Raw genomic sequence first — 25,756 nt, forward strand, 5'->3', positions numbered from 1 at the left:
ATATTTAGGGGATAGACTAGTTCGATAAAGGAGTCGATTCAGAGTGAACGATAAGCTGCCCCGTAACCAAATTCAATGGGAACTCATGCTGCCGCAAGAATTCCGCAACGCGCAGGCGAAGCTTCCGATATTGTTTATGCCCCTTGGCACTGTGGAATGGCATGGCGAGCATAACGCGTTGGGACTGGATTCTCTTAAAGCCCACGAGCTGCTAGTTCGTACGGCCGCCCGTGCGGGAGGCGGAGTCGTGCATCCCCCGTTGTATGGCGGAATGGGCGGACTTGATAAGCCCGCGACGGTCATCATGGAGCCGGAGATGGCATGGGAGAACGTATTGCTTCGCACATGGCTCGAGCAGTATTGCTATGAATTCCACCGCAACGGCTTCAAAGCGATCATTCTGCTTACCGGACATTACGGTCATAACCAGCAAATCGTCATTCGCGAGACGGCAGTACGTATGTCAGAGAGGCTGCGGATTCCCGTATTCGGATCGCCGGAATACTGGCTTGCGCTTGATGAAGGGTACCTTGGCGATCATGCGGGCATTGGTGAAACCTCTCTGCTATGGGATTTGCATCCCGATCTCGTGCAAATCGAGCGAATTCGACAGGATCCTGACTACAGCATAGGAGGGATCATTGAGAATGGCTCTTCACCAGAGTTAGGAAGACGATATGCAGACCGCATTGTCGAGCGGTTGTCGCGCTTGGCGCAGGAAATGATGAGCTGGGACGATACGGTGCTGGAGCGCTATATCAGCGGCGAGCGGGCTATCGTGCAAGCGCAGGCCAAGGGCTGGAGGAACGTGGGCGGCTGGGAGTTCTGGACGCATATCGCAGGTTCGGAATTCGTGAATTACGGTCATTACCTCGTGGAAGGCAAGTTCGAGGAGATTGAGCGGATGGCAAAAGAATTCGGAAGCCGGGCACTTCCCAGGGAGCGAACATAATGACGGAAGCGGTATGGATTTGGTATCCCGATCAAACGGCTGTACAGCCGAATATGTATGTGGATTTTAGAAAAAAGATTGCTTTGGGGCATGTGAACGTCATCGTGAAGGTATCGGCATGCCAAGAATATCAACTGTTCGTAAACGGCCAATTGGCTGGCAGAGGACCATCTCCTTGTTCGCCGGAGTGGCAATATTATGACGAAATCAATATCTCGTCCTTCCTGCAAGAGGGAGAGAACGTCCTTAGCGCGGTTGTCTATCATTTCGGAGATAAGGATATCGTCACCAATCAGATGCAAGGTCCCGGAGGCTTCTGGCTGCAGCTGGAGTCGGCGGAGGGCGAGATGCTGCTAGGCTCGGATGCCTCTTGGTCCTGTCGGATTTCACCACGGTGGGAGACGCGTAATCATCGCATCAGCCGGTGGGGCGGGTTTAATGAAATTTATGTGGTTGATCGCGAGGATGGCTGGCAGGAGAAAGAATATGTCGAGGAAGACTGGCTGCAAGCCGGCATCGTGGCGCGCATAGGTGATGCGGAGAACCCTTGGACGCATCTGATCCCTGCCGAGATTGCGCCGCTGCATCGCGAGCAGGTGCATCCGGCGGCTATCATCCGTACAGAAGCAAACTATGGAAGCGTTATTGGCGCCAGTGAGCTGCTTGCGCGATCGCCTGCCGCCGGCATGTCGGTCGATTGCTCAGCGCCGTATTCGCTTCCTGGAGTCGTCTTTGACTATGGGCGCGAGGTCGTCGGCCGGCCTGTCATCATAATCGAAGCGCCGGAGGGCGGCGTCATGAGGCTGGCATACGGCGAATCGCTGGAGCTGCAATATGTCGATACGTTCGTGCTTCGCCGCGGCAACAATGCTGTTTCGACATTTGGCCGAAGGGCCTGCCGGTTTTTGCAGCTTTCCTTCCTTGCGGCGCCAAAGCCGCTGACGGTGAAAGAGCTTGTCTTCGAGCATCAGCACTACGACTTCAAGCAGCAAGGGACATTCGTCACGAACGAAGAACGGTTGAATCGGATCTGGGACGTAAGCTGCTACACAACACTGATGAACAGTCAGGATCATCTCGAGGATTGCCCTTGGCGCGAGAAGGCGCTATGGGTAGCTGATGCCGTCGTGATGGGCAAGGTGATCTATCATGTATACGGCGATACCGCCCTGCTGCGCAAGTCGCTGCTGCAAGGGGCGCGCATCCAGAACGAGGACGGATCCATTCCGGGAACGGGACCGGAACGCAACGCGCAGATGCTGACCGATTTCTGCGGACACTGGCTGCTTGGCGTGCGCGATTATTGGCGCTATTCCGGCGATTGTGCAACAATCGAACAGCTTTGGCCGAATCTGCTCAAGCTGACGGATTGGTTCGGTGCTCAGAAGGACGAGACGGGCTTGTTCGCCCAGGCGGATCGGCCGGGCTGGTGGTGCTTCATCGACTGGACGGTGCATATCGACAAGCGGGATAAGGTGACGTGCATCAATGCGCTATATGTTGCGGTGCTGGAAGCGATGTCCGAGATGTCACTGGCACTGGGTAAATTCGAAGTGAGCGTCGACTACCGTAAACACGCGGATCAGCTGAAGCTCGATATTCGCAGGCAGCTGTGGCTGGCGGACAAAGAAGCGTTCACCGATTGCATAATCGGCAACACGCTGTCGACGAATCTGTCTTTGCAAACGAATTTCTTAGCTGCTTGGTGCGGCATTATGACCGAGGCGGAGACGACTCGCTTCATCGAGCGTTATTACGATACGAATGCGCTTGTTGAAATCAAAGGAGCGTTCTTCCAGCATATCGTTCTGGAGGTATTCGTGCGGATGGGGATGACGGGCCGTGCACTTGAGCTCATTCGAGGTTATTGGGGAGCCATGGTAGATCGTGGAGCAACCACATGGTGGGAAACGTTTGACGCCTCGACGCCTCACGGCGTAACGCCGAGCACCTACGGCGGCAACGTCCCAACTTACCTGTGGGAAGGCCCGCTTGTCAGCCAGTGTCATGCGTGGGGAGCATCTCCTGCTTATATTTTGCATCAACTGATCAGCGGCATTGATGTGCTGCGATTGGGCCAGGGCATCATCCGTCTTCGCAAGCCGGCCGACGAAGGGCCTGACCGCTTATCGGCCGAGCTGCCGACTAGGAACGGCTTGATCCGCGCCGAGTGGAAACGGGAGGACGGCGTCTATTCGGGCACGGTCACCGTGCCTTCTGTTTATCAGGTCGTCCGTGATGAGGATATGCCTAAAGCCATAATCGTTCATTTCGAGAAGGGGGCTGCGGTGCAGCGATGATGCAGACAACGAACAATGATTGGAAAGCGTGGCTGGACGTTCTCAACGCCAAGCCTGTCTATAGCACGCATGAGCATCACCGGGAAGCGTTCAGCCAACAGCAGCTGGATCTGGATCTGCTGTTCCAGTGGTCTTATGTCGGCTGGTGTGGACCTACGCCTGCTGCAACCTATGAAGCGCGGACGGCATGGCTCGATAAAATCCGCTTCAATACGTATTTTCAATGGCTTGAGAAAGCTATCATGCGCATCTATGGCATTGAGGAACTCACTGCAGACAATTGGGACGATGTTTCGCATGCGATACGGCACGCTCATCTGTCGGATGCCGACTGGCATCTGAATCTGATGAAACAGCATGGCGGTTATACGGGATTTCTGGAAGATTGCTTTTGGAATACGGGCAGCGATGTCGGCTACCCCGACTTCATTACGCCGGTTTATCGGCTCGACATGTGGATGATGGGTTACCATCCAGAATCGCTGACCAATGAGCGCACGACGATTCACGACCAATTCGAGCAGCCGCCGACCTTCGCGCAGTACATGGAACGGTTCGAGCATGAGCTGCGCAGCCGCAGGCCTTCTATCGCGGGCTTGAAGTGCGCATCCGCGTATCAGCGTACGATCGCATTCTCGGATGCGTCCCGAGAAGACGCTAAGGCTGTCTTCGGAAAGCAACCGTCCGAGATCTCCGAGGCCGAGCGGAATCGGTTCGGCGATTATATGCTGCAGGTTGCTCTTAGCCTCGCGGCGGAGCTGGAGCTTCCTGTGCAGATCCATACCGGGCTCGCAAGACTCGGCGGGTCCAATCCGCTCCTGCTGGAGCCGCTCATCGCCGCGCATCCGAGCAATCAGTTCGTCCTGTTCCACGGCGGCTTTCCGTGGACCTACGATACGGCGGCGCTTGCGCACAATTACGACAATCTCGTCATTGACATCAACTGGCTGCCGCTCATCTCGACCACTGCTGCGCAAGATGCTCTTCACGTTTACGCCGATGTGCTGCGGGACAGCGGCAAGATCGCATGGGGCGGCGACACGTGGACTGGTGAAGAAGCGGTCGGTGCTTCTATGGCTTTCCGCCATATTTTGGCCCGCGTCTGCGCGGACAAAGTGAACAGCGGCGCATGGCGATCGAAGGATGCGGAACGGTTTGCCGACAAAATCATGTACGAGAACGCCTACAAGCTCTATCAAATCAAACGGTAAATGACGCGAACCTGCAGGTGCTTTGCTGCCTTGTAGGTTTTGCTCTTCCCCGCACCATAAAGGAGATGCAACGCATGATAGAAACGGTAACCGGTATAAGCAAACGGAAGATCGAACATCAAGGCATGAGCATGGAATTTCTGGAGAATGAGACGGCTTGTGCCATGGATGTGCTGAATACGGTGGAAGAACGGTTCGATCGCTTCGCCTCTATCCCGGTCGTGCCTTTCCAGATCGGCATTGAAGGCTTTGGCCGCCTGCTCTTCCCCGTACCGCCAAACGGGAGCACGATTCTGCCCGCGCAGATGATAGCCAAGTCCAAGGAGCAGAGTGAAAAAGGCTTCCGCATTACGTACGTCCATGAGGAACAAGCGATTGAGGTCACCGTTGATTACGAATTCGTGCCGGGCTGCGCGGTCATACGCCAGCATACATCCGTGACGAATACGGGCAGCGAGCCGCGCAAGCTGACTTACTTCTCAGCGGCGCTGCTGAACGGGCTGGCAACGGACGGACTGAAGGATTGGCAGGCAGCGGACAAACTCCGGCTGCATTACGCGCATCAAACCTGGCACGGTGAAGGCCAGTGGCGCAGCCAAAACCTCGAAGAATTGGGGCTGTACCATCATTCTCCTCATCCACCATCCAATACGATCCGCTTCTCTTCCTACGGCTCGTTCAGCACAGGCAAATATTTGCCGATGTTCGTGCTGGAGAACAAGGAGACGGGCAAGGTGTGGTACGTGCAGCTCGAGACGTCCACTTCATGGAACGTGGAGATCGGCTACCGCGGATCATGGGCAGGTCCGGAAGGTTGCTTGTATCTGAGCGCCGACGCGGGAAACGAGCGCTTCGGGAATTGGAGCAGGACACTTGCGCCGGATGAAACCTACACGAGCGTTCCGGTTGCTTTTGGCTGCACGCTGGGAGACTTCAATGAGGCAGTCGGCGAATTGACCCGCTATAGGCGGCAAATATTGAAGCCGGCCAATGCTTGGACGGGAGAATTTCCTGTCGTCTACAATGATTTCATGAACGGCATTTGGGGCCAGCCAACCCGCGAGCGCTTGGAGCCGCTCATCGCATCCGCAGCAGAAGCGGGAGCGGAAGTGTTCTGCATCGATGCCGGCTGGTTCATGGAGCATACCGAAGAGCCCGTGCAAGTGCTGGGGGATTGGGAGCCGGTCGACGAGCGTTTCGGAGAAGGCGGCCTGCAGCAGATGCTTCGTGACATCGAACGCGCAGGCATGACGCCGGGGATTTGGCTCGAAATCGAAATGTGCCATGAGCGATCGAAGTTATTCACCAAGCCGGACACATGGTTCCTGCTGCATAACGGGAGAAGAGTCGGCGGCCCTGATCGGGTATTCCTCAATTTCGCTCACCATGAGGTCAGAGCGTACTTCCATCAGCTGTTTGACCGTTTAGCGGCCATGGGCGTCGGTTATATCAAGAACGATTACAACGATTATATTCCGCATGCCGACAGCGCTGACGGCGTGTCCAAGGATGGCGTCCGCGAGAACTTGGATGCATTCTATTCCTTCATTGACGAAGTGAGAGCCAATCATCCAACGTTGATCCTGGAGAATTGCGGTTCGGGCGCAATGCGCGAGGATTACGCGGCGCTCTCGCATTTCCATGTTCAGAGCACGAGCGATCAGGAATTTTATGAGCGGTATCCGTCGATCCTGATGGGCACGCAGGCGGCAGTCCTGCCGGAGCAATCCGGCATATGGAGCTATCCGTATCCGCTTCCGTTTCTCGAGCAGAAGCAGCCGGAGCTCGTCCATGGTCAGGTGTATCAGGAGAGCATGAAGGACGGCGAGCAGACGATCTTCAATCTTGTGAACGGCATGTGCGGAAACCTGGTGCTGGCCGGACATCTCTATGCCGCGGACGTATTCAACATGGCACTGATTCAGCAAGGACTTGAGATCTATAAGCGTGAACGCGCGCAGATCAGACAATCTGTTCCCGTCTATCCGAGCGGCCTCGCGAGACTTGGCGATACGAAGGAATGGGCTTCATTCGGGCTGAACAATGTCAGCGAGAACCGCATGCTGCTTGCGGTATGGAAGCTGCAGAGCACGGAGGATGTCTGCGAAATCCCGCTTGAACGTTGGTTTGGCCGACATGCCAGGGCAGAGCTGATCTACCCAGCGAGTCCGGCGGAAACGCAGTTCGCCTTCCATCCCCATCTCGCGAAGCTGTCCGTGCGGATTTCAGGCATGAACAGAGCGCGTTTGTTTGTGATTAGCGGGTAGTTCCCGTAGTTCCCCACTGATGGAACGCCTTCCATCTTTTGTTTATGAGCCCTGCCTGAGTAAATGATATGATTCATATATATTGTTTTCTTGGGGGCGAGGGTAAGGTGAAGATTCATAGATTCAGAGGTTCCTATTCATTCGGTTTCCTTTCCCTTCTCGCTATTGCTCAGATGGCCGGCTGCGCTTCGCAAGCCGGGAAATCGCCAAATACCGAGCTGTCTCGGCCAGAGACGGACGGCCCTGTCACTCCTTATGCCGAACCGGTCACGATGACGGTTTGGGCAGGGATGAACGACGTTATGCGATTCGCATCGGGCGAAAGCATAGACGATAATTTGCATACACGCTATATGAAATCTTTTCTGAATCTCGAATTTCATAATAAATGGGTGGCGGACGGCGGAAAGATCGGGGAGAAAATTGATCTCGACATCTCCAGCAACGATCTTCCCGACGCCGTTCAAGTAAACGTGGAGCAAATGTCCCGCCTGATCAAGAACGGTCAGGTCGAGGATTTGACGGATGTATGGAACAAGTACGCACTGCCTGGTCTGAAGGCGAACATGGGCTACCAGAATCGGATCGCGTTTACACCTGCAACGAAGAGTGGACGCATCTTCGGGATTCCGCTTCCCTCGGATATGGGCAATTCCATAGCATTAATGTATATACGCAAAGATTGGCTGCGTAACCTTCATCGCCAAGTGCCGCGTACGACTGCCGAACTGAACGAGCTTGTTCATGCGTTCGCTTCGCAAGATCCTGACGGCAACGGGAAGAAGGATACCTGGGGCGTTGCTTTTGAGCAAGCCGCTGAGGGCGGCTCAGTCGGCTTGCCGGGTGGAATGACAATGGACGCGCTTGCGGCAGGCTTCGGCGTTTACCCGGAGTTATGGGTAAGCTCTCCTGACGGCAAATTATCGTACGGCACTATCAGCGATCGGATGATTCCCGTGCTCTCCATGCTGAAGGACTGGTACGATTCCGGCGCAATCGACCCGGAATTCGCCATTAAGGACTTGAACCGCGTTTCCAAGGATGTCGCGGACGGACGAATTGGCATCGTATTCGGACCGTTTCATTACCCCCTGTGGCCGCTTAAGGATGCGCTCAAGAACAATCCGAATGCGGACTGGATTGTCGCGCCTATTCCGAGCGTGGATGGGAAACCCGCCGTGCCTAAGGCGCTTCCCTTCTCGGGAAGCTGGGTCGTGGTCCGCAGCGGCTACGAGCATCCCGAGGCGTTGATCAAGGCGCTCAACGTCACCTACATGATGCAAGCGAATATGGGCGAGCCGGGTAAGTTCTGGGACGAAGCGGGCAAAGGCGTCTACAAGGATTTGTCCGCGCATCTGTACATGAAGCCCTACTTGTTCGATTCACCTGTTCGGAACTTGCAATCAGGCAAAGAAATTCATGCGGCGCTTCAGTCGGGCGATGAAACCAAGCTCGTTTCCACATCGGCCCGCAATATCTATGCGAACTTCATTCAATCCAAGGATAAGCTGGACGCCTGGACCTTCCGCAAAATATTCGATGAGTCGGAACTGGTGCTGAGCAGTTACCCTAAGCTGCAGTATTCGGCCTTCTTCGATGCGCCGACACCGGAGATGCTCACTAAAGGAGAAGCGCTCGCACGCCTCGAGCACGAACAATTGACGCGAATCATCATGGGTTCACCTCTGGACATGTTTGGCCGGTTCAAGGAAAAATGGGTCAAGCTCGGCGGGGATGCGATCACTCGGGAAGTGAATGCCTGGCAGCAAAAACAATGAAGCTCCGATTAGCGGAGCACGGGCAGGAAGGCGGTGGACAATGGGATTGAGAGGGTTGCTGCGCACAGGCGTGTTTCGTAAAATGTTTCTCGGCTTTCTTGCGGTCATGATTCCTTTCACCGCGATTTGCTATGGCGCCTTGTGGGTGGCCGGCAATGCGTTGTCCAATCAAGCGCAGCAATCGGCGCATTCGAAGCTGCAGTTTTTTATGGATTACTTGCAGGAAGAGCTGCGCAACGTGAATCAGATGCTCATCGCCCTGAATAACGACGCTGACATGCCGGCGGTATACCTACATCAGCATGACGGTTTCGATTATGAATTCGTCCAGCTGGCTGGCAGCATCCGGGCCAAGATGAAGATCGTCAATTACTCCAGCGATTACGTCACGGACGTCTTCCTGCTGCTTCCCCAGTCGAAGATCAAGCTGTCCGTCAATGAAGGGGTGACGTCGATCGGGGGAGCGGACGAAACCATTCTTCGCAGGCATATGAACCGTACGGACGAGATGGTGCGCTACATCGGCAATGACACTATTACCTATTCCACGGCGGTTACGGACGGCAGCAATACCAACGTCCTCTACGTGCTCGGAACGAACCTATCACAGAAACGCATGATTGCGACGATGAACAAGCTGGACGACAACAAGAAGTATAACGTGTTTCTTATCGATGACGAAACGAGAAAACGAATCGGCGATGCGGATTCGGAAGTGCTTGACCGCAGCATCTACGATCAGCTTGCGGAGGACGAGACGAGCCGGATTCAAGTTGACGGGAAAGCATATCTCGTCCAGCGCTCGACGGACCACAACTTCACGCTGGTGTCCTATATCGCCGAAAGCAGCATTTTGGCGCCGGTCGCCGTCATCTGGAAATGGTACGTGGGCATCTCGATCAGCATGATTCTATTTGCCGTGCTGTACTCCTGGTTCACCTACCATCAAATTCATAAGCCGCTCCATAAGCTTGTGCGGACGATGCGCGAGGTGGAGATCGGGAATTTGAATTCCACCTTGCCCGTCAGTCAGAAGGACGAGTTCGGATTTGTCTATAAACAGTTCAATAAAATGGTCGGTCAACTCCGAAGCCTGATCGAGGAAGTCCTCGAAAGCAAAATCGAGCGACAGCAAGCAGAGCTGAAGCAGCTCCAATCGCAGATTAACCCGCATTTTCTGTTCAACTGCTTCTACATCGGGTATCGGATGGCCAAATCCGGCGAGATGGATCAGGTGGCAAAGCTGTGCAAGTACTTAGGCGATTATTTCCGTTTCGTCACCCAACAGGGATCTCGCGACGTGGCGCTGATGGAGGAGATCAAATACACACGTACGTATTTGGAAATTCAGAAGATGCGGTTCTCCAACCGGCTCGAATTCGAAATCGATATTCAATCAGGGCTTGAACGTATCGAGGTTCCGGGCCTACTCTTGCAGCCGCTTGTGGAGAATGCGCTTTTGCATGGGATCGAACGCGCGGACCGGCCTGGTTTTCTGCGCATTACCGGTTGCGTGGAAGGGGATGTCTTACGGTTGGACGTGAAGGATAACGGTCGCGGCATGGAAAACGAGCAATGGCTGAGGCTGCAGAGCCGTCTGGAGAAGCCCGTGAACAGCTCGGATCATTTTGGCTTATGGAATGTGAATCGCAGGCTTTATCATCTGTATGGCGAGGAGAGCGGGATCATGCTGGAGAACGGTGCGCCGGACGGGTTTACATCCTCGCTTCGCATTCCGCTATGCAAGCTGAAGCAGCAGCCGGAAGCTATTCATCCGTTCAAGCCACAAAACCAAGAGGGAGTGACCGGCCATGTACAGACTGTTGATCGTTGACGACGAGCCGGCGATTGCGGAGGGCCTTGCGGAGATGATTACCGAGCTTGGGCTGCCTCTAAGGGAAATCAGCTACTCCTTCTCGGCGAACGAAGCGCTTCGCAAGTTCGATCAGGAACCGTTCGATATCGTGCTGGCAGATATCCGCATGCCCGAAATGGATGGACTGCAGCTCGTTCAGCGGCTTAGGGAAAGATGGCGCCATACCGCAGTTATCTTCCTGACCGGTTTCTCGGACTTTGATTACGCAAGGCGCGCGCTGCAACTGGGAGCATTGAATTACTTGCTGAAGCCTGCGGAAGACGAAGAAGTAGTGGTGAGCTTGAAAGAGGCTATATCCCAGCTCGACCAAGCCTATCATCTAATGCTTTCTCTAGAGGAGGCCGAGCGTCTGTCCCGTCAAGCGATTCCGCTCATGCAGGACAAATGGTGGGGGCGCATGCTTCACGGCGAAGTGAATGTGAGGACATTATCCGATTCGGCTTTCAGCCAGAAGCGGATACCGCTTTCTGTGTCGCTGCCCGTATGGACGTTGATTGTGCGTATCGACGATTTCGGCAGGCGGTTTCATAACGAAGACGAGTTCTTGCTTCTGTTTGCGGTGCAAAACATGGTTCAGGAGCTATGGGCGGGACAATATCGCGTGGAGTCGTTCCGCTTCGAAGGCTGGTTCGTGCTGCTGCTGCAGACGGAAGATCAGGAGCAGAGCAGGGAGCAGTGGAGCGAGCGGGTGTCGATTATGCATGAAACCGTTCAACGGGTGCTCGGCATCACCTTCTCTATGGTGCTCACACCTGAGCCGTCCTCATGGGACAAATGGCCCGATGCGTTCTGGTATGCTGAATCCGCGCTGCGATTGTGCGCATTCAGCAGCACGCTGCTCGTCACGCCGGAGCGTGACAAGGCGACGGCGATCCACTACCAGTTGCTGCACAAGATCACGCAGGAGTTATCCGAGGCGCTAAAAGCCAGGGATGAGGCAAGGTTCAAGCGCTGCCTGGACAGCGCTTTCGCCATTAACGGCCTGGAGCTGCCGAGTCCGGAGCAGCTGGCCATTCACTACATTGCGATCGCCAACCAGCTGTCGCAATTCTTGCTGCTCTATAATTTGCAGAACCAATTGGACCCTCAGACGGCAGATCGGCTAGGCAACTTCAAGTCTCATCGGGACGTCGGCTCTATGAAGAGCTTCCTCATCCAGCTCTTTAATCATATCTCGAACAAGATGGGCGCGGTTCGCGACAATCCATCCGATCTCTTGATCGCGCAGGTCCGCGCTTACATTCATCAGCATCTAGAAGAGGATCTATCCTTGAACGCGCTGGCCAAGCTTAAGTATGTCAGTCCGTCCTATCTGTCGCGCCTGTTCCACCAGATTACAGGTGAGCAGCTGATGAGCTACATTACCCGAGTTCGGATGGAGGAAGCCAAGAAGCTGCTGCTTGACGATCGCTACCGGATACAGGACATATCCGAGAAGCTCGGCTTCCAGAGTGCGAACTACTTCTCCAAGGTGTTCCGCAAAACCGTCGGCATCCCGCCGCAGGATTTCCGTTCCTCCTCGTTATCGAATTCATAGCTTGAAGCGGCGGCTCTCACTCGGGAGCCGCTTTTTTTACTGCTTCGTATCCCTTTAATCCGCGCAGAGGACAAAATCGTGCACGAACGTAAAGACTTTCTTCTTATTGGCGATAGCCTGCATCCGTTACGATAAATGTGTAGCAAGTAGAGCAATTCCAATAACGTTGAGCGAAAGGATTGGATGCATGTGAAGAACAAGGCACTGCGCTTTACTCTGTTTGGATGCGTGGCGTTGACGCTCGTACTGACGGCAGCCTGCGGCAGCAACAATGGCAATAACACGGGGGAATCGGGGAATAAGACGAACGATTCGGCGACAACGAATAATGCGCCGACGGACAATACTTCTGCGGAGAAGCCGGCGGAAGAGATCGACTACTACAAATTCAAGGAGCCGGTCGATGTCGTATTCGCGAAGAGCGTATTCGATGTCAAGGTGTACCCTGAAGGAGAAGATCCAGGCAACAACGCGGTGTACAAAATGATCGAGCAGACGACGAACATCAAGCCGACGAACAAGTTCGCCGTCCCTTACGAAAACTACCGCGAACGCATCAAGCTTGGGATTGCGAGCAACGATCTGCCGGACATCTTCTTCGCGGAGCAAGCCGACGTGGACCAACTGATCAAGAATGACATGCTGGAAGACCTGAAGCCGATTTATGACAAGTACGCAACGGACAAAACAAAACAAATCGCCGGTTACAAGGATGGGCTTCTGTTCTCTGGCGCACAGCGCGAAGACAAGATCTACGGCATGCCTAACGTTTCCGATTCACTGAACGGTTCGCCTGTCGTCTACATCCGCAAGGATTGGATGGACAAACTGGGCGCGCAAATGCCGAAGACGTTCGAAGAGCTGATCGCGCTGGCTAAGCGCTTCGCCAAGGAAGATCCGGATGGCGACGGCAAACCGGACACGTACGGGCTGTCCATGAACAACCAGCTCGACCTGAAGTTTACGGCGCTGATGAACGCTTACGGCGCATATCCGAAGGTATACGTGAAGGATGCGGACGGCAAGCTGAATTACGGCAGCTTGAATCCGAATATGAAGCAGGGCTTGACGATGCTGGCCGAACTGTATAAAGAAGGCGTCATTGACAAGGAATTCGTAACGAAAGACATGCCGAAATCGATGGAGCTCGTCTCGCAAGGCAAAGTCGGCATTCTGATCGGGGAGTTCTTCTCGCCGCTCTGGCCGCTGCAGGATGTGCCGAAGAACGTGAAGGGCGCTGATTTCGTCAGCATGCCAATGCCTGGTCTTGGCGGTTCGGAGTATCAGCCGAACGTTCCGATTAACGTAAGCGGCTACTTCGTGGTCCGCAAAGGCTTCGCGCATCCGGAAGCGCTGATGGTGCTGCTAAACAATCTTGCCGAAACGTCCTACAGTAACCTCGACAATGCGTGGGCGAAAGCATGGTCGGAACTCAATAAGGATCCGAAGTACGCGAATGCCAGCATCAACAACTGGCTGCCAGTCTTCAATGACCGCCCTGACGCCAATACGAACCGCTACAACCTCTTCACCGATGCGCTTAAATCAGGCACCGATCAGAACATGCCGGCCGATCAGCGCGTTACGTTCCAGAACGTGAAGAAGGGCAAGGAAGGCGATGCGGCTAACTGGCCATGGTACAAAACGTTCCTCGAAGGAGTACCGAATGCCAGCAGCTACAAAACGATCGTCTACAACGGTTGGTTCGGAAGCGCGACAGAGACAGGCAAGCTCAAAGGCGCAAGCCTGCTCGACCTGGAGAATCAAACGTTCATTAAAATCATCGTGGGCAAGTCTCCGGTCGATTCCTTCGACGACTTTGCGAAGCAATACAACGATCTCGGCGGCAAGCAGATTCTAGATGAAATGAATGCGGTGCTAGCAACGCAGAAGTAAGCCCAATACCAAGACGTACGCGCAACCGAATACCAGGGCTCGTCCGCAGCGGCGAGCCTTGGCATATCTAATGGCAATGGCGGTGGCTTCATGAACATGATCAAAAGGCGTTTGGCTACAAAAGAATGGCAGCTTCATCTGATGATTGCTCCCGGCGTCGTTTTTCTTATCCTGTTTTCGTATTTGCCGCTCTATGGCATCCTGATTGCTTTCAAAGAGTTCTTGCCTTCCAAAGGAATTTGGGCATCGCCTTGGGTCGGACTCAAATACTTCGACTTCATGATGAAGTTGCCCGATGTCTGGCGCGTGACGAACAATACGGTTTACATTGCCGGACTGAAAATACTGCTCGGCTTCCCGGTTCCGATTATCATTGCGCTCATGCTGAACGAAGTGCGCCGCAGCTTCTTCAAGAAAGGCGTGCAAACGATCATTTATCTGCCTCATTTCCTGTCCTGGGTCATTCTGGCGGGACTCATTCTCGACGTGTTTTCGCTAACGGGCATCGTGAACTCATTTCTTGGCTGGTTCGGCATCGAGCCTTTCTATTATCTTGGAGACAACCGGAGCTTTCCCTGGATTATTATAGCAACGGACATTTGGAAAAATTTTGGCTGGGGAACGGTCATTTATCTGGCAGCTTTAACCGGAATCGATCCAGCCCTTTACGAGTCGTCGGTTATTGACGGTGCGAACCGCTGGAAGCAAACGCTCCACATTACGATCCCGGGCATCGTGCCCATTATCATATTGACCGCGATTCTGAGCCTGGGCAATGTGCTCAATGCGGGGTTCGAGCAAATTTTCAACTTATATAATCCGCTCGTCATGGATCGGGGCGATATTCTGGACACGTACGTGTATCGGGTGGCGTTTCAGGAAACGAACTGGAGCCTTAGCACGATGGTAGGGCTGATCAAATCGGTTGTGAACAGCGTGCTCATTATCGCAGGCTACTTGCTTGCTTACCGCATTACGAAATACCGCGTATTCTAATCGCGCATTCAGGCATTTGTTCCTTCGGGGGGGCATGAAATGAACAAACTACATGATACATGGGGGATGCGCTTGTTCGCCATCTTCAACTATCTGCTTCTTGCGGCTGCAGCATTCCTTTGCATCCTGCCTCTGATAAACGTGCTGGCCGTTTCCTTGAGCAGCAGCCACGCGGCCAATGCCAATCTGGTAGGCCTATGGCCGGTTGATTTCACGATTCAATCTTACAAAGTCATTCTGACCCGCGCGGAAGTGTTGAAGGCGTTTTGGATATCCACGGAGCGAACCTTGCTTGGCGTGCTGCTCAATAATGTACTGACCATCCTGATGGCCTATCCGCTGGCCAAGTCTGCGAAGCAGTTTGCAGGGCGGCACGTCTACATGTGGGGGATGATCTTCGTTATGCTGTTTAACGGCGGACTCGTCCCAACCTATATCATCGTGCATGATCTTGGGCTGCTGAACTCCATTTGGTCGCTGGTGCTGCCGGGCGCCGTTCCGATCTTCAGTGTCATTCTAATGATGAATTTCTTGAAGCAGCTGCCTTCCGAAATCGAAGAAGCCGCGTTTATGGACGGCGCATCCTACTTCACAAGCTTATCGCGGATCGTCATTCCGCTGTCTATGCCGGTTATCGCGACCGTGACGTTGTTCCACTTCGTGGGGCATTGGAACGATTGGTTCGCGGGCTTGCTGTACATGACGGATATATCCAAGTATCCACTGCAGACGATGCTGCAATCGGTCGTCAAGGGCAACGACATTATGACGCTCGACGCAGCAAAGCTGTATGCAGATGTTTCGGATCGGACGCTGAAAGGCGCGCAAGTCTTCGTGACGGCTTTGCCGATTCTCTTGCTCTATCCTTTTCTTCAGAAGTATTTTACAAAAGGGATCGTCCTCGGTTCTGTTAAAGGGTAAATGGGTAGTCTACTTTCATGTCCTTGATCCAACAATCTACAATCAATTGCATGGAGGTTGAGCAGACACGTTCTGCTCAACCTTTTTTTGCGTCAATTTCATGCTTCCTGTTACAAAATTATTTAGTATTCCCGATTTTTCGAATATGTTTTCGTTGGCAGATGACATATTTCATTAAGAGTATTGCAGATATAATTAAAAAAAAAGAGATAGGAGAGAAAATCATGAAATCGGAGCTACAAGCTGCAACTTATAAAGAGATCCGTCATCGTTCCAGCAAAAGCTGGTTAAAAACTTTCATCAGTCAGATTGATTTACAAGTGATGGTGCTTCCCGGCGTTTTGTTGGTCCTCATATTCAGCTATTTTCCCATGTGGGGCGTCTTAATGGCTTTCCAGAATTATAACTTATTTAATGGCTTTTTCGGCAGTGATTGGGTGGGGCTGAAGCATTTTGAGATGTTCTTGCATTCGCCTGACTTTTCACCCTGATGGAGAGGTTGCCATCTTCCTTAATTATATGTCGAGCTCGCAAGTAGTAGAGTTTAAGGAACCTGTCCAAGATTGCATAAATATTGGAACGTTGGTCGGAAACACAGAATTGCCGCCATACGGGGTTATGGTTGTGCAGCGTCTTCGGAGAAACTAGTGGGTAAGCTGTTCAGCGAGCAGATCAAGCTTACCACGGGCTTGGCTGTATAGTCCCCCGCCCCGGCCATGTGGCCGAAGCGGGGAATTTGGCTTGGTGAGAGGAAGGAAGATGAATGAGCAATCCCGCGATAAAAGGCATGCATCACCCGGATGACAATTTTTGAACGGGAATCCGGATCGTTACCTGCGTGCCGCGACCCGGTTCGCTATGGAAAGCGAGTCCGAAATCGATTCCGTAAAATAGCCGGATCCTCTCGTGAATGTTACGGAGTCCGTATCCGCTATCTCTCGTTCGGTTATCCGAATTGTCCGTAAGCAACATTCCGACCATTTCGGTTTGCATGCCTACGCCGTCATCGGACACCTTAATGACGATGTCTCCTCTCTCGAGCCCCCCCGTAATCCGAATCTCGCCCGCTTCCGAATCTTTGCACAAAATCCCATGAATGATGGCGTTCTCCAAAATCGGCTGTAGCGTGATTTTCAAAATTCCATAATCATGGATTTCTTCATCGACATCAACGACCAATTGAATTTTATTGACGTAACGAGCAGTTTGCACTTGCATGTAGCTGCTCGCGTGAAGCAGCTCGTCCCGAATGGAGATGACCGTTTTTCCCATGCTCAAACTTAATTTATAAAACTTCGAAAGTGAAGTCACAACCTGCTCGATCTGGTCGTTCATTCCGCTTCGGGCCATCCATTTCATCATATCTAATGTGTTATACAGAAAATGGGGATTGATCTGCGCCTGCAATGCTCTCAGCTCTGCGTTCTTGACCTCCTGTCCCGAAAGATATTGCTCCTCGAGCAGCAATTCGATCTTGCCAACCATGAAATTGTAGTTCTCGATCAATTCCCCGAACTCGTCTTTGGAAGGAGGCAGGGAGAGCGCCGCAATATGGCCATTTTGAACGTTGCGCATTTTGCGCATGATCTGAGTGAGACGGGACGTCATGTAGTTGGAGATTACAATGGACAATAGAAAAGCGATCAGGGCGATGGCAATGAGCAAGAGAACGGATTTCCTTAACATCAGCTTGCTCTCGGAGGCGATTTCTTTAAGCGGAATCGCCGTCACCATGTACCAGTCCGTATCGGGAATTCGTCTGCTTTCGAGATACATGCTGGCGGATGTATGGTCCACTTTAACGAAATGCGGACCTTTTTCTGCGGAACTCGCCGTCTCCGCAAGATCGATGTTGTATTGCTGCTGAAGCTTAGGATTCGAGCTGGCGACGATTTCGTTGCTTGAATTCTGGATATAGGTCAGGCTGTTGCGGATCGGCGAGGCGTTGTTTAGAACGTCGACGATAGCCGATTCTGGAATGTCTAATCTGACGATTCCCAGAAATTCGGAAAAATCATTCTGGTTGCGAATCGGTCGAAGAACGGACAACGTTCTGGACGAAAGAGATTCGCTTTCGAAGTACGAGCCCGGTGCCCAGAGAATGCCTTTTCCGCTGTCCATTAATCGTTTAAACCAGGCGGTTTTCTTTGCGGCACCCAAGCTGAATAAATTCCAATTTTCCTCTGAATAAAACAGCTGATCGTTGACGTATAGTTTCACGCTGCTAATATCCTGCTCATTTTCAAACGAAGACAAGAACGGGCGGATATTGAGAAAATCTTTATATTGCGTAAAAAAGTCGGCGGCGCTTGCCTCACTCGTCATGACGTCGTTTAGCATTTTCTCAGATACGAGGATATCACTCGCCGCGCGAATTCTTTGAAATTTATAGGCGAGAAATGAGAAGGACTGGTCGAAATTCCGGGTGACCGAGAACGTCGTTCGATCCAAAAATTGCTTATAGGCCTGTTCCGAAGACAGATAGAAGTAACCGCCGAGTGGGATGACGATCAGTGCTAAAAAGGATAGAATAAGCTTGTTTTTGAGCTTCAATTCATAAAAAAAGCGAAATGCTCCCATTAACGTTCGCTTCATTCCACTAAATCCTCCCTGTATTCCGAAGGATTCTTCCCTGTAAGCTTTCGGAAGCACTTCGCGAAATAATCTCCGTTGCTGTAGCCTACCCGGGCGGATACATCGGAGATTTTAAGCGAAGCATCGCGAAGAAGAGCTTTCGCTTGTCCGACACGGTACTCCGTTAAATATTGGTTGATCGTGCGGCCCGTCTCCTGCTTGAACCGATTGCACAGGTAAGAAGCAGTCAGCAATGTATGAGCGCTTATCCGTGCAATGGACAATTCTTGGTCTGCGTAATGAGAATGAATGTAATCGAGAATGCCGTCTACGACGCTACTGTAAGGCGAGCGTTCCTTCAAGAGGGAGGCGTAACGTTCAATCTTCTTTACGAGAAATTCTCTCAGTTCGCTTAGTGTATTGAAATCGCTCATTAAATTCCATAGATAATTCGAGCTGTCTGCATTGTCGAACAAACGGATTTCTTTTTCTCCGGCGGCACGAACGACGACGAGCAGGAGCTGGAAGTATATTTCCTTGACGCTGTTCACCGTCGTGTTCTTATGTTGCTTAATATCGAAGGTCAGGCTATGGATAAGTCTAATCGCAAGGCGGGTTTCTTGTTTGGCAAGATGCTCGCCGAATGAGGTAATCAATTGGGAATTTAACGAATAGGAGGGCGTGTTATTCTCGCTATATCCGTATAAAGAATAGCCGTTATAGAACATATGTTGCAGGACGATCGCTGCCGTCCGATAAGATTGCTCCGCGTTAGCCAGGCCGACAACCGGCTTGCCAACAGCAATGAACACCGCTTCCTTCGCGGGCAAAACGTCCAGCAAGTTGGAAGCGAAACGGTCGACTTGATCCTGAAGCTCTTCCGAATGGCCGGACGCAGCATATAGATGCACGATGATGTGGTGTTTGTCCTTAACGGCGGCGAGGCCGGTCGTGTCCGGGGCCGTTAGCAATCCGGATGCCAGGTTGTATATATAGTCAGCCATCGTTTCAGCCTGCTCCTGATTCCCAGAGGCGGACATGGAACGGATTTTAATCAATAAAGTTTGTAACCGCAGTTTGGCGGGAAATGAAATAGATGCTAATTGGCACATTTCTTCAATACGTTCTTTGTTCGATTGGGACTTCGTGATGGCGATCGCCATTTCGCTCAAGATGAGTGGAACGGCAGCGACGATCGTGCTCTTCTCCGCATTGGGGTTTTTGAGAAGCTCTCGATAATGGGATACTGCCAGCCGAACCGCTTCTGTCATCTCCGGGAGGTCAATCGGTTTCTCGACGTAGGAAACTGCCCTCAGCTTGATGGCCGACTTCAAATATTCCTTGTCGGAGAATCCGCTCATGAAAATAATGTGGCAATTCGGCTCTGTTTCTCTGTAAGCGGTTGCAAAATCAATCCCATTCATCTTGGGCATTCGCACATCGGTTAAAAGCATTTGGGGACGTTCCCGCCTAGCGATTTCCAACGCTTTGCTCCCATTGCTCGCTACTAGCACGGTTTCCACGCCAAGCGATTGCCAAGGTAGGGACTCGTAAATTCCTTGCAGCGTAAACGGATCATCATCCGCGATCAACACTTTCAGCATGTATTCAGCTCCCCCTCATTGAGAAGACAGTTTTCTCAACAGTACAATATTTTTGGCTATATTACAATTCTGTCGGGTTCATTTGAAAACGAAGAATCGGCATACTAGAAACATAGCTATCCAAGAATGAACTACATAGAACAGGGGGATTAACGCAGTGAAACGTGAATCATTGCTTCGGCATCTAGTGAAAAATCGGCTTCTGGTGTTGATGTCGTTGCCGGCCATCGTTTTTTTTATCGTATTTAGTTATTTGCCTATTGCCGGTTTGGTTATCGCTTTCAAACAGTACAATTACCGCGATGGCATCTTCGGCAGCCCATGGGCAGGTATTGACAATTTTCAGTTTTTCTTTATTTCAGGAAAAGCCTGGCTTGTTACGAGCAATACGTTTCTGTATAATCTAGCGTTCATTATCATTAACAACCTACTTGAGATTGTGCTTGCAGTCGCACTCGTCGAAATTTCGAGCAATTGGCTTCGTAAAGTGATGCAATCGATGCTGTTCCTTCCGTATTTCGTATCCTGGGTGACGGTAGGGCTGTTGTTCTTCGGTTTTGCGAACTTCGATTCGGGTATCGTGAACAGCTTGTTGCAGACATTTGGCGCGGAGCCGATCGATATTTACAATACGCCAGGTTATTGGCCGATCATGATCGTGCTCGTAAGCGCTTGGAAAGCGGTGGGTTACGGGATGATCTACTATATGGCGGCGATTATGGGCGTCGATCCCGAAATCTATGAAGCGGCCGAAATCGACGGAGCGAATATTTTTCGCAAAATTTGGCATCTGACGATTCCGTACTTGATTCCGACAGTTGTCATCTTGCTGCTGCTGGCGGTCGGGAACATATTTCGAGGCGACTTCGGCTTGTTCTATCAGCTCGTCCAGAACAATGGAGTTCTGTTCGATAAAACCGACGTCATCGACACCTTCGTCTTCCGTTCACTGCTCATGACGAGGGAAGAGGGAATGGCCGCTGCGGCCGGTTTCTATCAATCCGTCCTTTGCTTCGTTACGATTATGATGGCGAACTTCGCTGTAAAAAAATACAACAAAGACTACTCTTTGTTCTAGGAAGGAGAGCTTGCCGTTGAGAAAAATTACTACGGATCGGTTAACCTTCAACACCATTGCATATGTGTTAATCGGAGTTATATCCGTTTTATGCGTCATCCCGTTCATCATGGTCATCTCCTCGTCCTTCACGAGCGAACAGACGATTGTGGCAAGCGGTTACACGCTTCTGCCGAAGGACGTGACGGTAGAAGCTTACCGGGTTGCGCTGAAAGACCCGATGCTGATGCTAAGAGCGTATAGCGTTACGATAACCGTCACGGTTATCGGCACGGTACTGAGCGTCTATTTGATGGCGATGACGGCTTATGTCATTCACAAGCGAGTGTTCAGAATTGCCAACGGTCTCGCGTTTTTCTTCTTCTTCACGACGTTGTTTAACGCAGGGCTAGTTCCTTGGTACATCTTGATTATTAAATATTTGAACCTTAAAGACAGCTTGCTCGCTCTTATCTTGCCTTCCTTGCTAAACGTGTTCTATATCATCGTCTTGAAAGCGTTCATGAGGGGAGTGCCGGAAGAGCTTAGCGAGTCCGCGTATATGGACGGTGCGAACGAATTTCGCATTTTTAACTCGATCTTGCTGCCCGTATGCAAACCGGTTCTTGCGACGGTCACGCTATTTGTCGCCTTGCATTACTGGAACGACTGGTACCTTGCGATGCTGTTCATCTCCGAAGAGCACCTTCGGCCGCTCCAGCTATTGCTTTACAACCTGGTGACGAATTCGGAGGAATTGCGCAGAGTCATGGAAGCATCGGGGGGAGGCGCTTCTGTGGATATGTCGAACCTGCCGCAAAATTCCCTCAAGATGGCGGTTACCGTCATCGCAATCGGGCCGATCATCTTACTGTACCCGTTCATTCAGCGTTATTTCGTTAAAGGGTTGACTTTAGGCGCGGTTAAAGGTTAAATCCGGTCATACCGGTTTAACATAAATACATTTTACATGGAGGGTCACTATGAGAAAGAAACAGGCAAAGTGGTTTACCGCAATGGCATTGGCAATCCTCTGCAGCATCTTTTTATCGGCATGCTCCAACAACAATGGCAATGGCAATTCCTCCTCAAGCTCTTCTGGTAGCGGTTCGGCTTCCCCGTCCGTATCGGCGAACGAGTCGGAAGCGACTCAAGAGCCGCTAGAAGAAGTGACGTTGAAAATGGTGCTGCTCGGTGATAAGCCGACGGATGCCGACGAGGTGTACACAGAGCTCAGCAAGATGGCGAAGAAAGATATTAATGCGAATATCGAGGTTCAGAACCTGAGCTGGGGAGAATGGAGTCAGAAATATCCTTTGCTCTTCTCGAGCGGCGAAGATTTCGACCTCGTCTACGTCGCGGACTGGACCGGCTATCAAGGTTACGCAGGAAAGAACGCCTTCCTTGAATTAACGGAAGATCTATTGTCCAAGAATGCGCCGATTACTTGGGAGAAAACCCCGAAAGACGCATGGGAGCAAGCCAAAGTGAATGGAAAAGTGTACGCCGTGCCGCAAGCTGTACAAGAGAACGCTTCTCACTCTTTCATGATTCGCGGCGATTTGAGAGAGAAGCACAATATACCGACGATTAAAGACATGGCCGGTCTTGAAGCTTATTTGCTGGCCGTCGCCCAGAATGAAAAAGGAATCATTCCATTCGGATTCCAGCTGTCGACGGAAATGTTCATCCAGAAGTATTTTGATAAAAACCCACAAGCATATACGAACGGATCGGACAAATCGAACAGCGCGCTGAGCTGGAACTATTTCACGAAAGATGGCATGGTCGCCCAAAACCTTTATGCCAATGACACGTATAAAAGCTTTGCCAGCGCGATGTCTAATTGGCAAAAAGCAGGCGTACTTTCCAAAAACGCGTTAACGCAAAAAGAAACGTCCGCGCAGCTTTTCCAAGCGGGTAAATCTGCTGTGGGAGCTCTGTCGCTTGACCAAGCTTCCAATGTCGTAGCCGGAATTAAAAAGACGCATCCGGAATGGAAGCCTGAAGTGTTCATGCCAAACGTCGCGATCGTGCCTGCAAGATTTACGCAGAACGGCGTGTCGATCAACGCGAATTCCAAAAATCCGGAACGCGCGCTCATGTTCCTCGATCTGTTGAAGTGGAACAAGGAGTATTTCGACTTAACTTGGTACGGTATTAAAGGCAAGCACTGGGAGCCGTCAGGCGATGACCGCTTCATCTCGTTGGCGGATGCCGCAAATTATCCGCCTTCCGGTAACGACCCTTGGGGTTGGAGAGGCACATTTGAAAGATGGAATGTGGAGCAGCCGGACGACGTCGTCGCTCAATTGAAAGGGTATAGAGAGTCGTTCCACGAATATCCGTATGGTTTGAGCTTCGTTTACAGCGATGCCAACGTCAAAAACGAAAACGCGGCAATCAATAATTTGGCGCAACAATACATGAATCCTGTTTCTGTCGGGTTGGCCGACTATGACACCGCATACGCGAAGTTCGAGAAAGCGGCTAATAAAGCGGGTCTGGAAAAAGTGCTCACGGACTTGCAAATGCAGATCGATACGTTCAAAAAAAATAATCCTTAAGTTACCAGAAGCGGCTGGACGGGATCTTTCCGATCCAGCTTTTTGCTTTTCAGACAAGAAGAATGATCCGCACATCGTATGGGGGTTATCGTGATATGAGACAACACTTAGAGCATGCTAAATTCTTTATATTGGAAAAGACGAAGAAGAACGCGTCTTCATTCGGCGACCGGCTGCCGACGAGCACGGAAGGAGGCAAATACAAGTTCGCGGACGATGGATTCTGGGTAGGCGGATTCTGGTCGGGCTTGAACTGGCTTTGCTACGAGATGTCGGAAGAAGAATCGTTCGCCGTTGCAGCGCAAGCATCCAATTGGCGCTTAACAAAGAGACTTTACGAGAAGCCGGATACGTTGGATCATGACACGGGTTTTCTCTACCTTCCGACGTTCGTGGCGCATTATAAGCTGACCGGCGATTCCTCTTCGAGGCAGATTGCTTTGGATGCGGCGGATCGATTAAAGGAACGGTTCAATGATAAGGGCAAATTCATTCAGGCATGGAACGTTTGGGTGAAGGGAGAGGCCTTCAGTGAAGAAAACCGGGGCAGGATTATTATCGATTGCATGTATAATTTGCCGCTTTTGTTCTGGGCTACGGAGGAAACGAACGACGAGGCTTACCGTAACGTTGCGGTGGCCCATGCGGACACGTGTGCAAAGACAATTATCAGGTCGGATTACACTGCGTTCCATACTTACGTGTTCGATCCCGATAGTGGAGAACCTAAATACGGCAAGACATTCCAAGGTTACTCGGACGATTCATGCTGGTCCCGGGGTCTGACCTGGGCGATCGGCGGATACGCTTATGCATACAAATATACTGGAAATACGAAATACTTGGAGATCGCCCGAAAGACGGCGGAAGCGTACATGAGCCGTGTGGAACAAGACTTCATTCCTTTATGGGACTTCTCTGTGCCTAATCGCTCGGAAGCATTGCGGGACACGTCGGCAGCGGCGATCTCGGCGGCTTCGTTGCTCGAACTGGCTGAGCATGCGGATAGCGAGGACGAAAAGCAACGTTATACGAACTTTGCTATTCAAACGCTCCTGAACTTATATGAAACATACAGCACGAGGTTTGAACCCGAGAACGAAGGCTTGCTTAACGAAGGTTGCGGCCATCACCCAGCCGGCGTCGATTTGAACTGCTCGTTAATTTACGGAGATTATTATTTCGCGGAAGCCATCGCGCGTCTGCAAGCGAATGGGAATACGAAAGGCTACTGGTGATCGGCAATGAATTCATGATTACATTCGTATAATTAGGAAAGCATCAAAAAGGCAGGTTCAATTTATTGAACCTGCCTTTTTACCTAGTTTTCTCGTTTCGCGCGGTGTTTTGCTATATTGCTTTCGATACACTCGTTCAAAGTGTGTCAATGTATTGAAACCTGCTACATGACAAACTTCGGTAACGGGAAGCATCGTAGAGCGAAGCAGATTATGAGCGAACTTCAGGCGTAGCTGCTGCAGATACTGCTGGAAAGTAAGCCCCAATGTCTGTCGAAACAGCTCGCTGAAGTACGTAGCAGACAAATGTGCGTGCGCTGCGGCTTCCTCGAGCATGAGAGGTTGACGGAAATAATGCTGAATATGAATGAGTGCTTTATAAATGCCCGGATGAATCGGAGTGCCATTGTCGGATATGATCGTTGAGAAATCGGAGGTATTATTCTGCTTTATGCTCCGCCCGCGATGCCATTCGATGTCCTTTGTTATTCGCCGATGTGCGATGTGCAGCGCATCTGTTATCTCGATGTTTTTACACCACGTTTAATTGAACGTCAATATTGCCGCGAATCGCCCTCTGGAATAGGGACATACATCATGAGCTGCTCTGGCGAGTTCCTGAGCAGTATTCCGGTCCACACCAGCCAAGGCGATGTCGAGCTTGACCGCAAGTTTGAAATGGTCTGTTTCATCTTTGCCCAGTGTTACGTGCGCTGTCACCTCTGTACGGTCGGGGTTCACTTTCCGCTCCCGACACACTACATTCAGCGCACTCTCGAAGCATGCCGCGTATCCGCCCGCGGTTATAGGTTACCCATCTTTCGTTAAATCAACAGTTGCGTACAAAGCTGTGTTTTCACGATTTTCGTGAGCGGTTTACACGTGACCTCTATAGATCCATTGTGCTAGCCTCATCAAAAGGTAAGATGCGTTAAAAAATGTAAAATATTACAAATTCTATATCGCTGCCCAAGCATTATTT

The 25,756-nt window shown here is 51.5% G+C and carries 19 protein-coding genes; 15 read left to right on the forward strand and 4 right to left on the reverse strand.

All coding sequences use genetic code 11. The features are described from left to right. Positions 1–43 precede the first annotated feature (43 nt). From I8J30_RS12190 to I8J30_RS33975, 11 genes are all read left to right on the forward strand, one after another. The gene (locus I8J30_RS12190) at positions 44–952 is read left to right on the forward strand and encodes a creatininase family protein (RefSeq protein WP_210655572.1); all 909 of its coding nucleotides are present in this window, start codon (positions 44–46) and stop codon (positions 950–952) included. Beyond that, a complete protein-coding gene (locus I8J30_RS12195; protein WP_210655570.1) occupies positions 952–3,252 on the forward strand; it encodes an alpha-L-rhamnosidase-related protein in 2,301 nt (766 codons plus the stop codon). Before I8J30_RS12190 ends, I8J30_RS12195 begins: the two co-directional genes overlap by 1 nt. Further along, complete coding sequence (locus tag I8J30_RS12200; RefSeq protein WP_210655568.1) at positions 3,249–4,463, forward strand: amidohydrolase family protein; 1,215 nt, start codon at positions 3,249–3,251, stop codon at positions 4,461–4,463. Before I8J30_RS12195 ends, I8J30_RS12200 begins: the two co-directional genes overlap by 4 nt. A gap of 74 nt (positions 4,464–4,537) precedes the next feature. Beyond that, positions 4,538–6,730 carry a glycoside hydrolase family 36 protein gene (locus I8J30_RS12205; RefSeq protein ID WP_210655566.1) on the forward strand — a complete coding sequence of 731 codons (2,193 nt, stop codon included), beginning with the start codon at positions 4,538–4,540 and terminating at the stop codon, positions 6,728–6,730. Between the two features lie 107 nt (positions 6,731–6,837). Beyond that, complete coding sequence (locus I8J30_RS12210) at positions 6,838–8,508, forward strand: extracellular solute-binding protein (RefSeq protein WP_210655564.1); 1,671 nt, start codon at positions 6,838–6,840, stop codon at positions 8,506–8,508. A gap of 40 nt (positions 8,509–8,548) precedes the next feature. Further along, positions 8,549–10,342 (forward strand): sensor histidine kinase, encoded by a 1,794-nt coding sequence (locus I8J30_RS12215; RefSeq protein ID WP_210655562.1) that lies wholly within the window; start codon positions 8,549–8,551, stop codon positions 10,340–10,342. After that, a complete protein-coding gene (locus I8J30_RS12220) occupies positions 10,320–11,921 on the forward strand; it encodes a response regulator transcription factor (RefSeq protein ID WP_210655560.1) in 1,602 nt (533 codons plus the stop codon). Before I8J30_RS12215 ends, I8J30_RS12220 begins: the two co-directional genes overlap by 23 nt. A 189-nt stretch (positions 11,922–12,110) precedes the next feature. Further along, positions 12,111–13,817, forward strand: coding sequence for an extracellular solute-binding protein (locus I8J30_RS12225; protein WP_210655557.1), 1,707 nt, complete (start codon positions 12,111–12,113; stop codon positions 13,815–13,817). A gap of 90 nt (positions 13,818–13,907) precedes the next feature. Continuing rightward, positions 13,908–14,813, forward strand: a complete 906-nt coding sequence (locus I8J30_RS12230; protein WP_210655555.1) for an ABC transporter permease — start codon at positions 13,908–13,910, stop codon at positions 14,811–14,813. 39 nt (positions 14,814–14,852) lie between these two features. Then, entirely contained in the window at positions 14,853–15,734 is an 882-nt protein-coding gene (locus I8J30_RS12235) for a carbohydrate ABC transporter permease (protein WP_210655553.1), read from the forward strand. A 224-nt stretch (positions 15,735–15,958) separates the two neighbouring features. Continuing rightward, a complete protein-coding gene (locus I8J30_RS33975) occupies positions 15,959–16,225 on the forward strand; it encodes a hypothetical protein (protein WP_210655551.1) in 267 nt (88 codons plus the stop codon). 301 nt (positions 16,226–16,526) lie between these two features. On the opposite strand, the gene I8J30_RS12245 is transcribed toward I8J30_RS33975, so the two are convergent. After that, positions 16,527–18,329 carry a sensor histidine kinase gene (locus I8J30_RS12245; protein ID WP_210655549.1) on the reverse strand — a complete coding sequence of 601 codons (1,803 nt, stop codon included), beginning with the start codon at positions 18,327–18,329 and terminating at the stop codon, positions 16,527–16,529. After that, the gene (locus I8J30_RS12250; protein ID WP_210655547.1) at positions 18,326–19,912 is read right to left on the reverse strand and encodes a response regulator; all 1,587 of its coding nucleotides are present in this window, start codon (positions 19,910–19,912) and stop codon (positions 18,326–18,328) included. The genes I8J30_RS12245 and I8J30_RS12250 overlap by 4 nt, the downstream gene beginning before the upstream one ends. A 157-nt stretch (positions 19,913–20,069) precedes the next feature. Here I8J30_RS12250 and I8J30_RS12255 point away from each other — a divergent pair, with 157 nt between their 5' ends. The 4 genes from I8J30_RS12255 to I8J30_RS12270 all read left to right on the forward strand — a co-directional run bounded on the left by I8J30_RS12255 (position 20,070) and on the right by I8J30_RS12270 (position 24,774). Further along, entirely contained in the window at positions 20,070–20,990 is a 921-nt protein-coding gene (locus tag I8J30_RS12255; protein ID WP_420831199.1) for an ABC transporter permease, read from the forward strand. A 16-nt stretch (positions 20,991–21,006) separates the two neighbouring features. Continuing rightward, positions 21,007–21,903: a carbohydrate ABC transporter permease gene (locus I8J30_RS12260; RefSeq protein WP_240547769.1), complete on the forward strand. Its 897-nt coding sequence runs from the start codon at positions 21,007–21,009 to the stop codon at positions 21,901–21,903. A 49-nt stretch (positions 21,904–21,952) separates the two neighbouring features. Then, positions 21,953–23,536: an ABC transporter substrate-binding protein gene (locus I8J30_RS12265; RefSeq protein WP_210655545.1), complete on the forward strand. Its 1,584-nt coding sequence runs from the start codon at positions 21,953–21,955 to the stop codon at positions 23,534–23,536. Positions 23,537–23,631: 95 nt separating this feature from the next. After that, the gene (locus I8J30_RS12270; RefSeq protein WP_210655543.1) at positions 23,632–24,774 is read left to right on the forward strand and encodes a glycoside hydrolase family 88 protein; all 1,143 of its coding nucleotides are present in this window, start codon (positions 23,632–23,634) and stop codon (positions 24,772–24,774) included. Between the two features lie 57 nt (positions 24,775–24,831). Here the strand turns inward: I8J30_RS12270 and I8J30_RS12275 are convergent, their stop codons facing one another. Beyond that, positions 24,832–25,110 carry a helix-turn-helix transcriptional regulator gene (locus I8J30_RS12275; protein ID WP_210655541.1) on the reverse strand — a complete coding sequence of 93 codons (279 nt, stop codon included), beginning with the start codon at positions 25,108–25,110 and terminating at the stop codon, positions 24,832–24,834. Positions 25,111–25,317: 207 nt separating this feature from the next. Continuing rightward, positions 25,318–25,533 (reverse strand): OsmC family protein, encoded by a 216-nt coding sequence (locus I8J30_RS12280; protein ID WP_338044859.1) that lies wholly within the window; start codon positions 25,531–25,533, stop codon positions 25,318–25,320. Between the last annotated feature and the right edge of the window lie 223 nt (positions 25,534–25,756).

The sequence above is a fragment of the Paenibacillus lignilyticus genome, from assembly GCF_017942085.1.
GTDB classification, from domain to species: Bacteria; Bacillota; Bacilli; order Paenibacillales; family Paenibacillaceae; genus Paenibacillus_Z; species Paenibacillus_Z lignilyticus.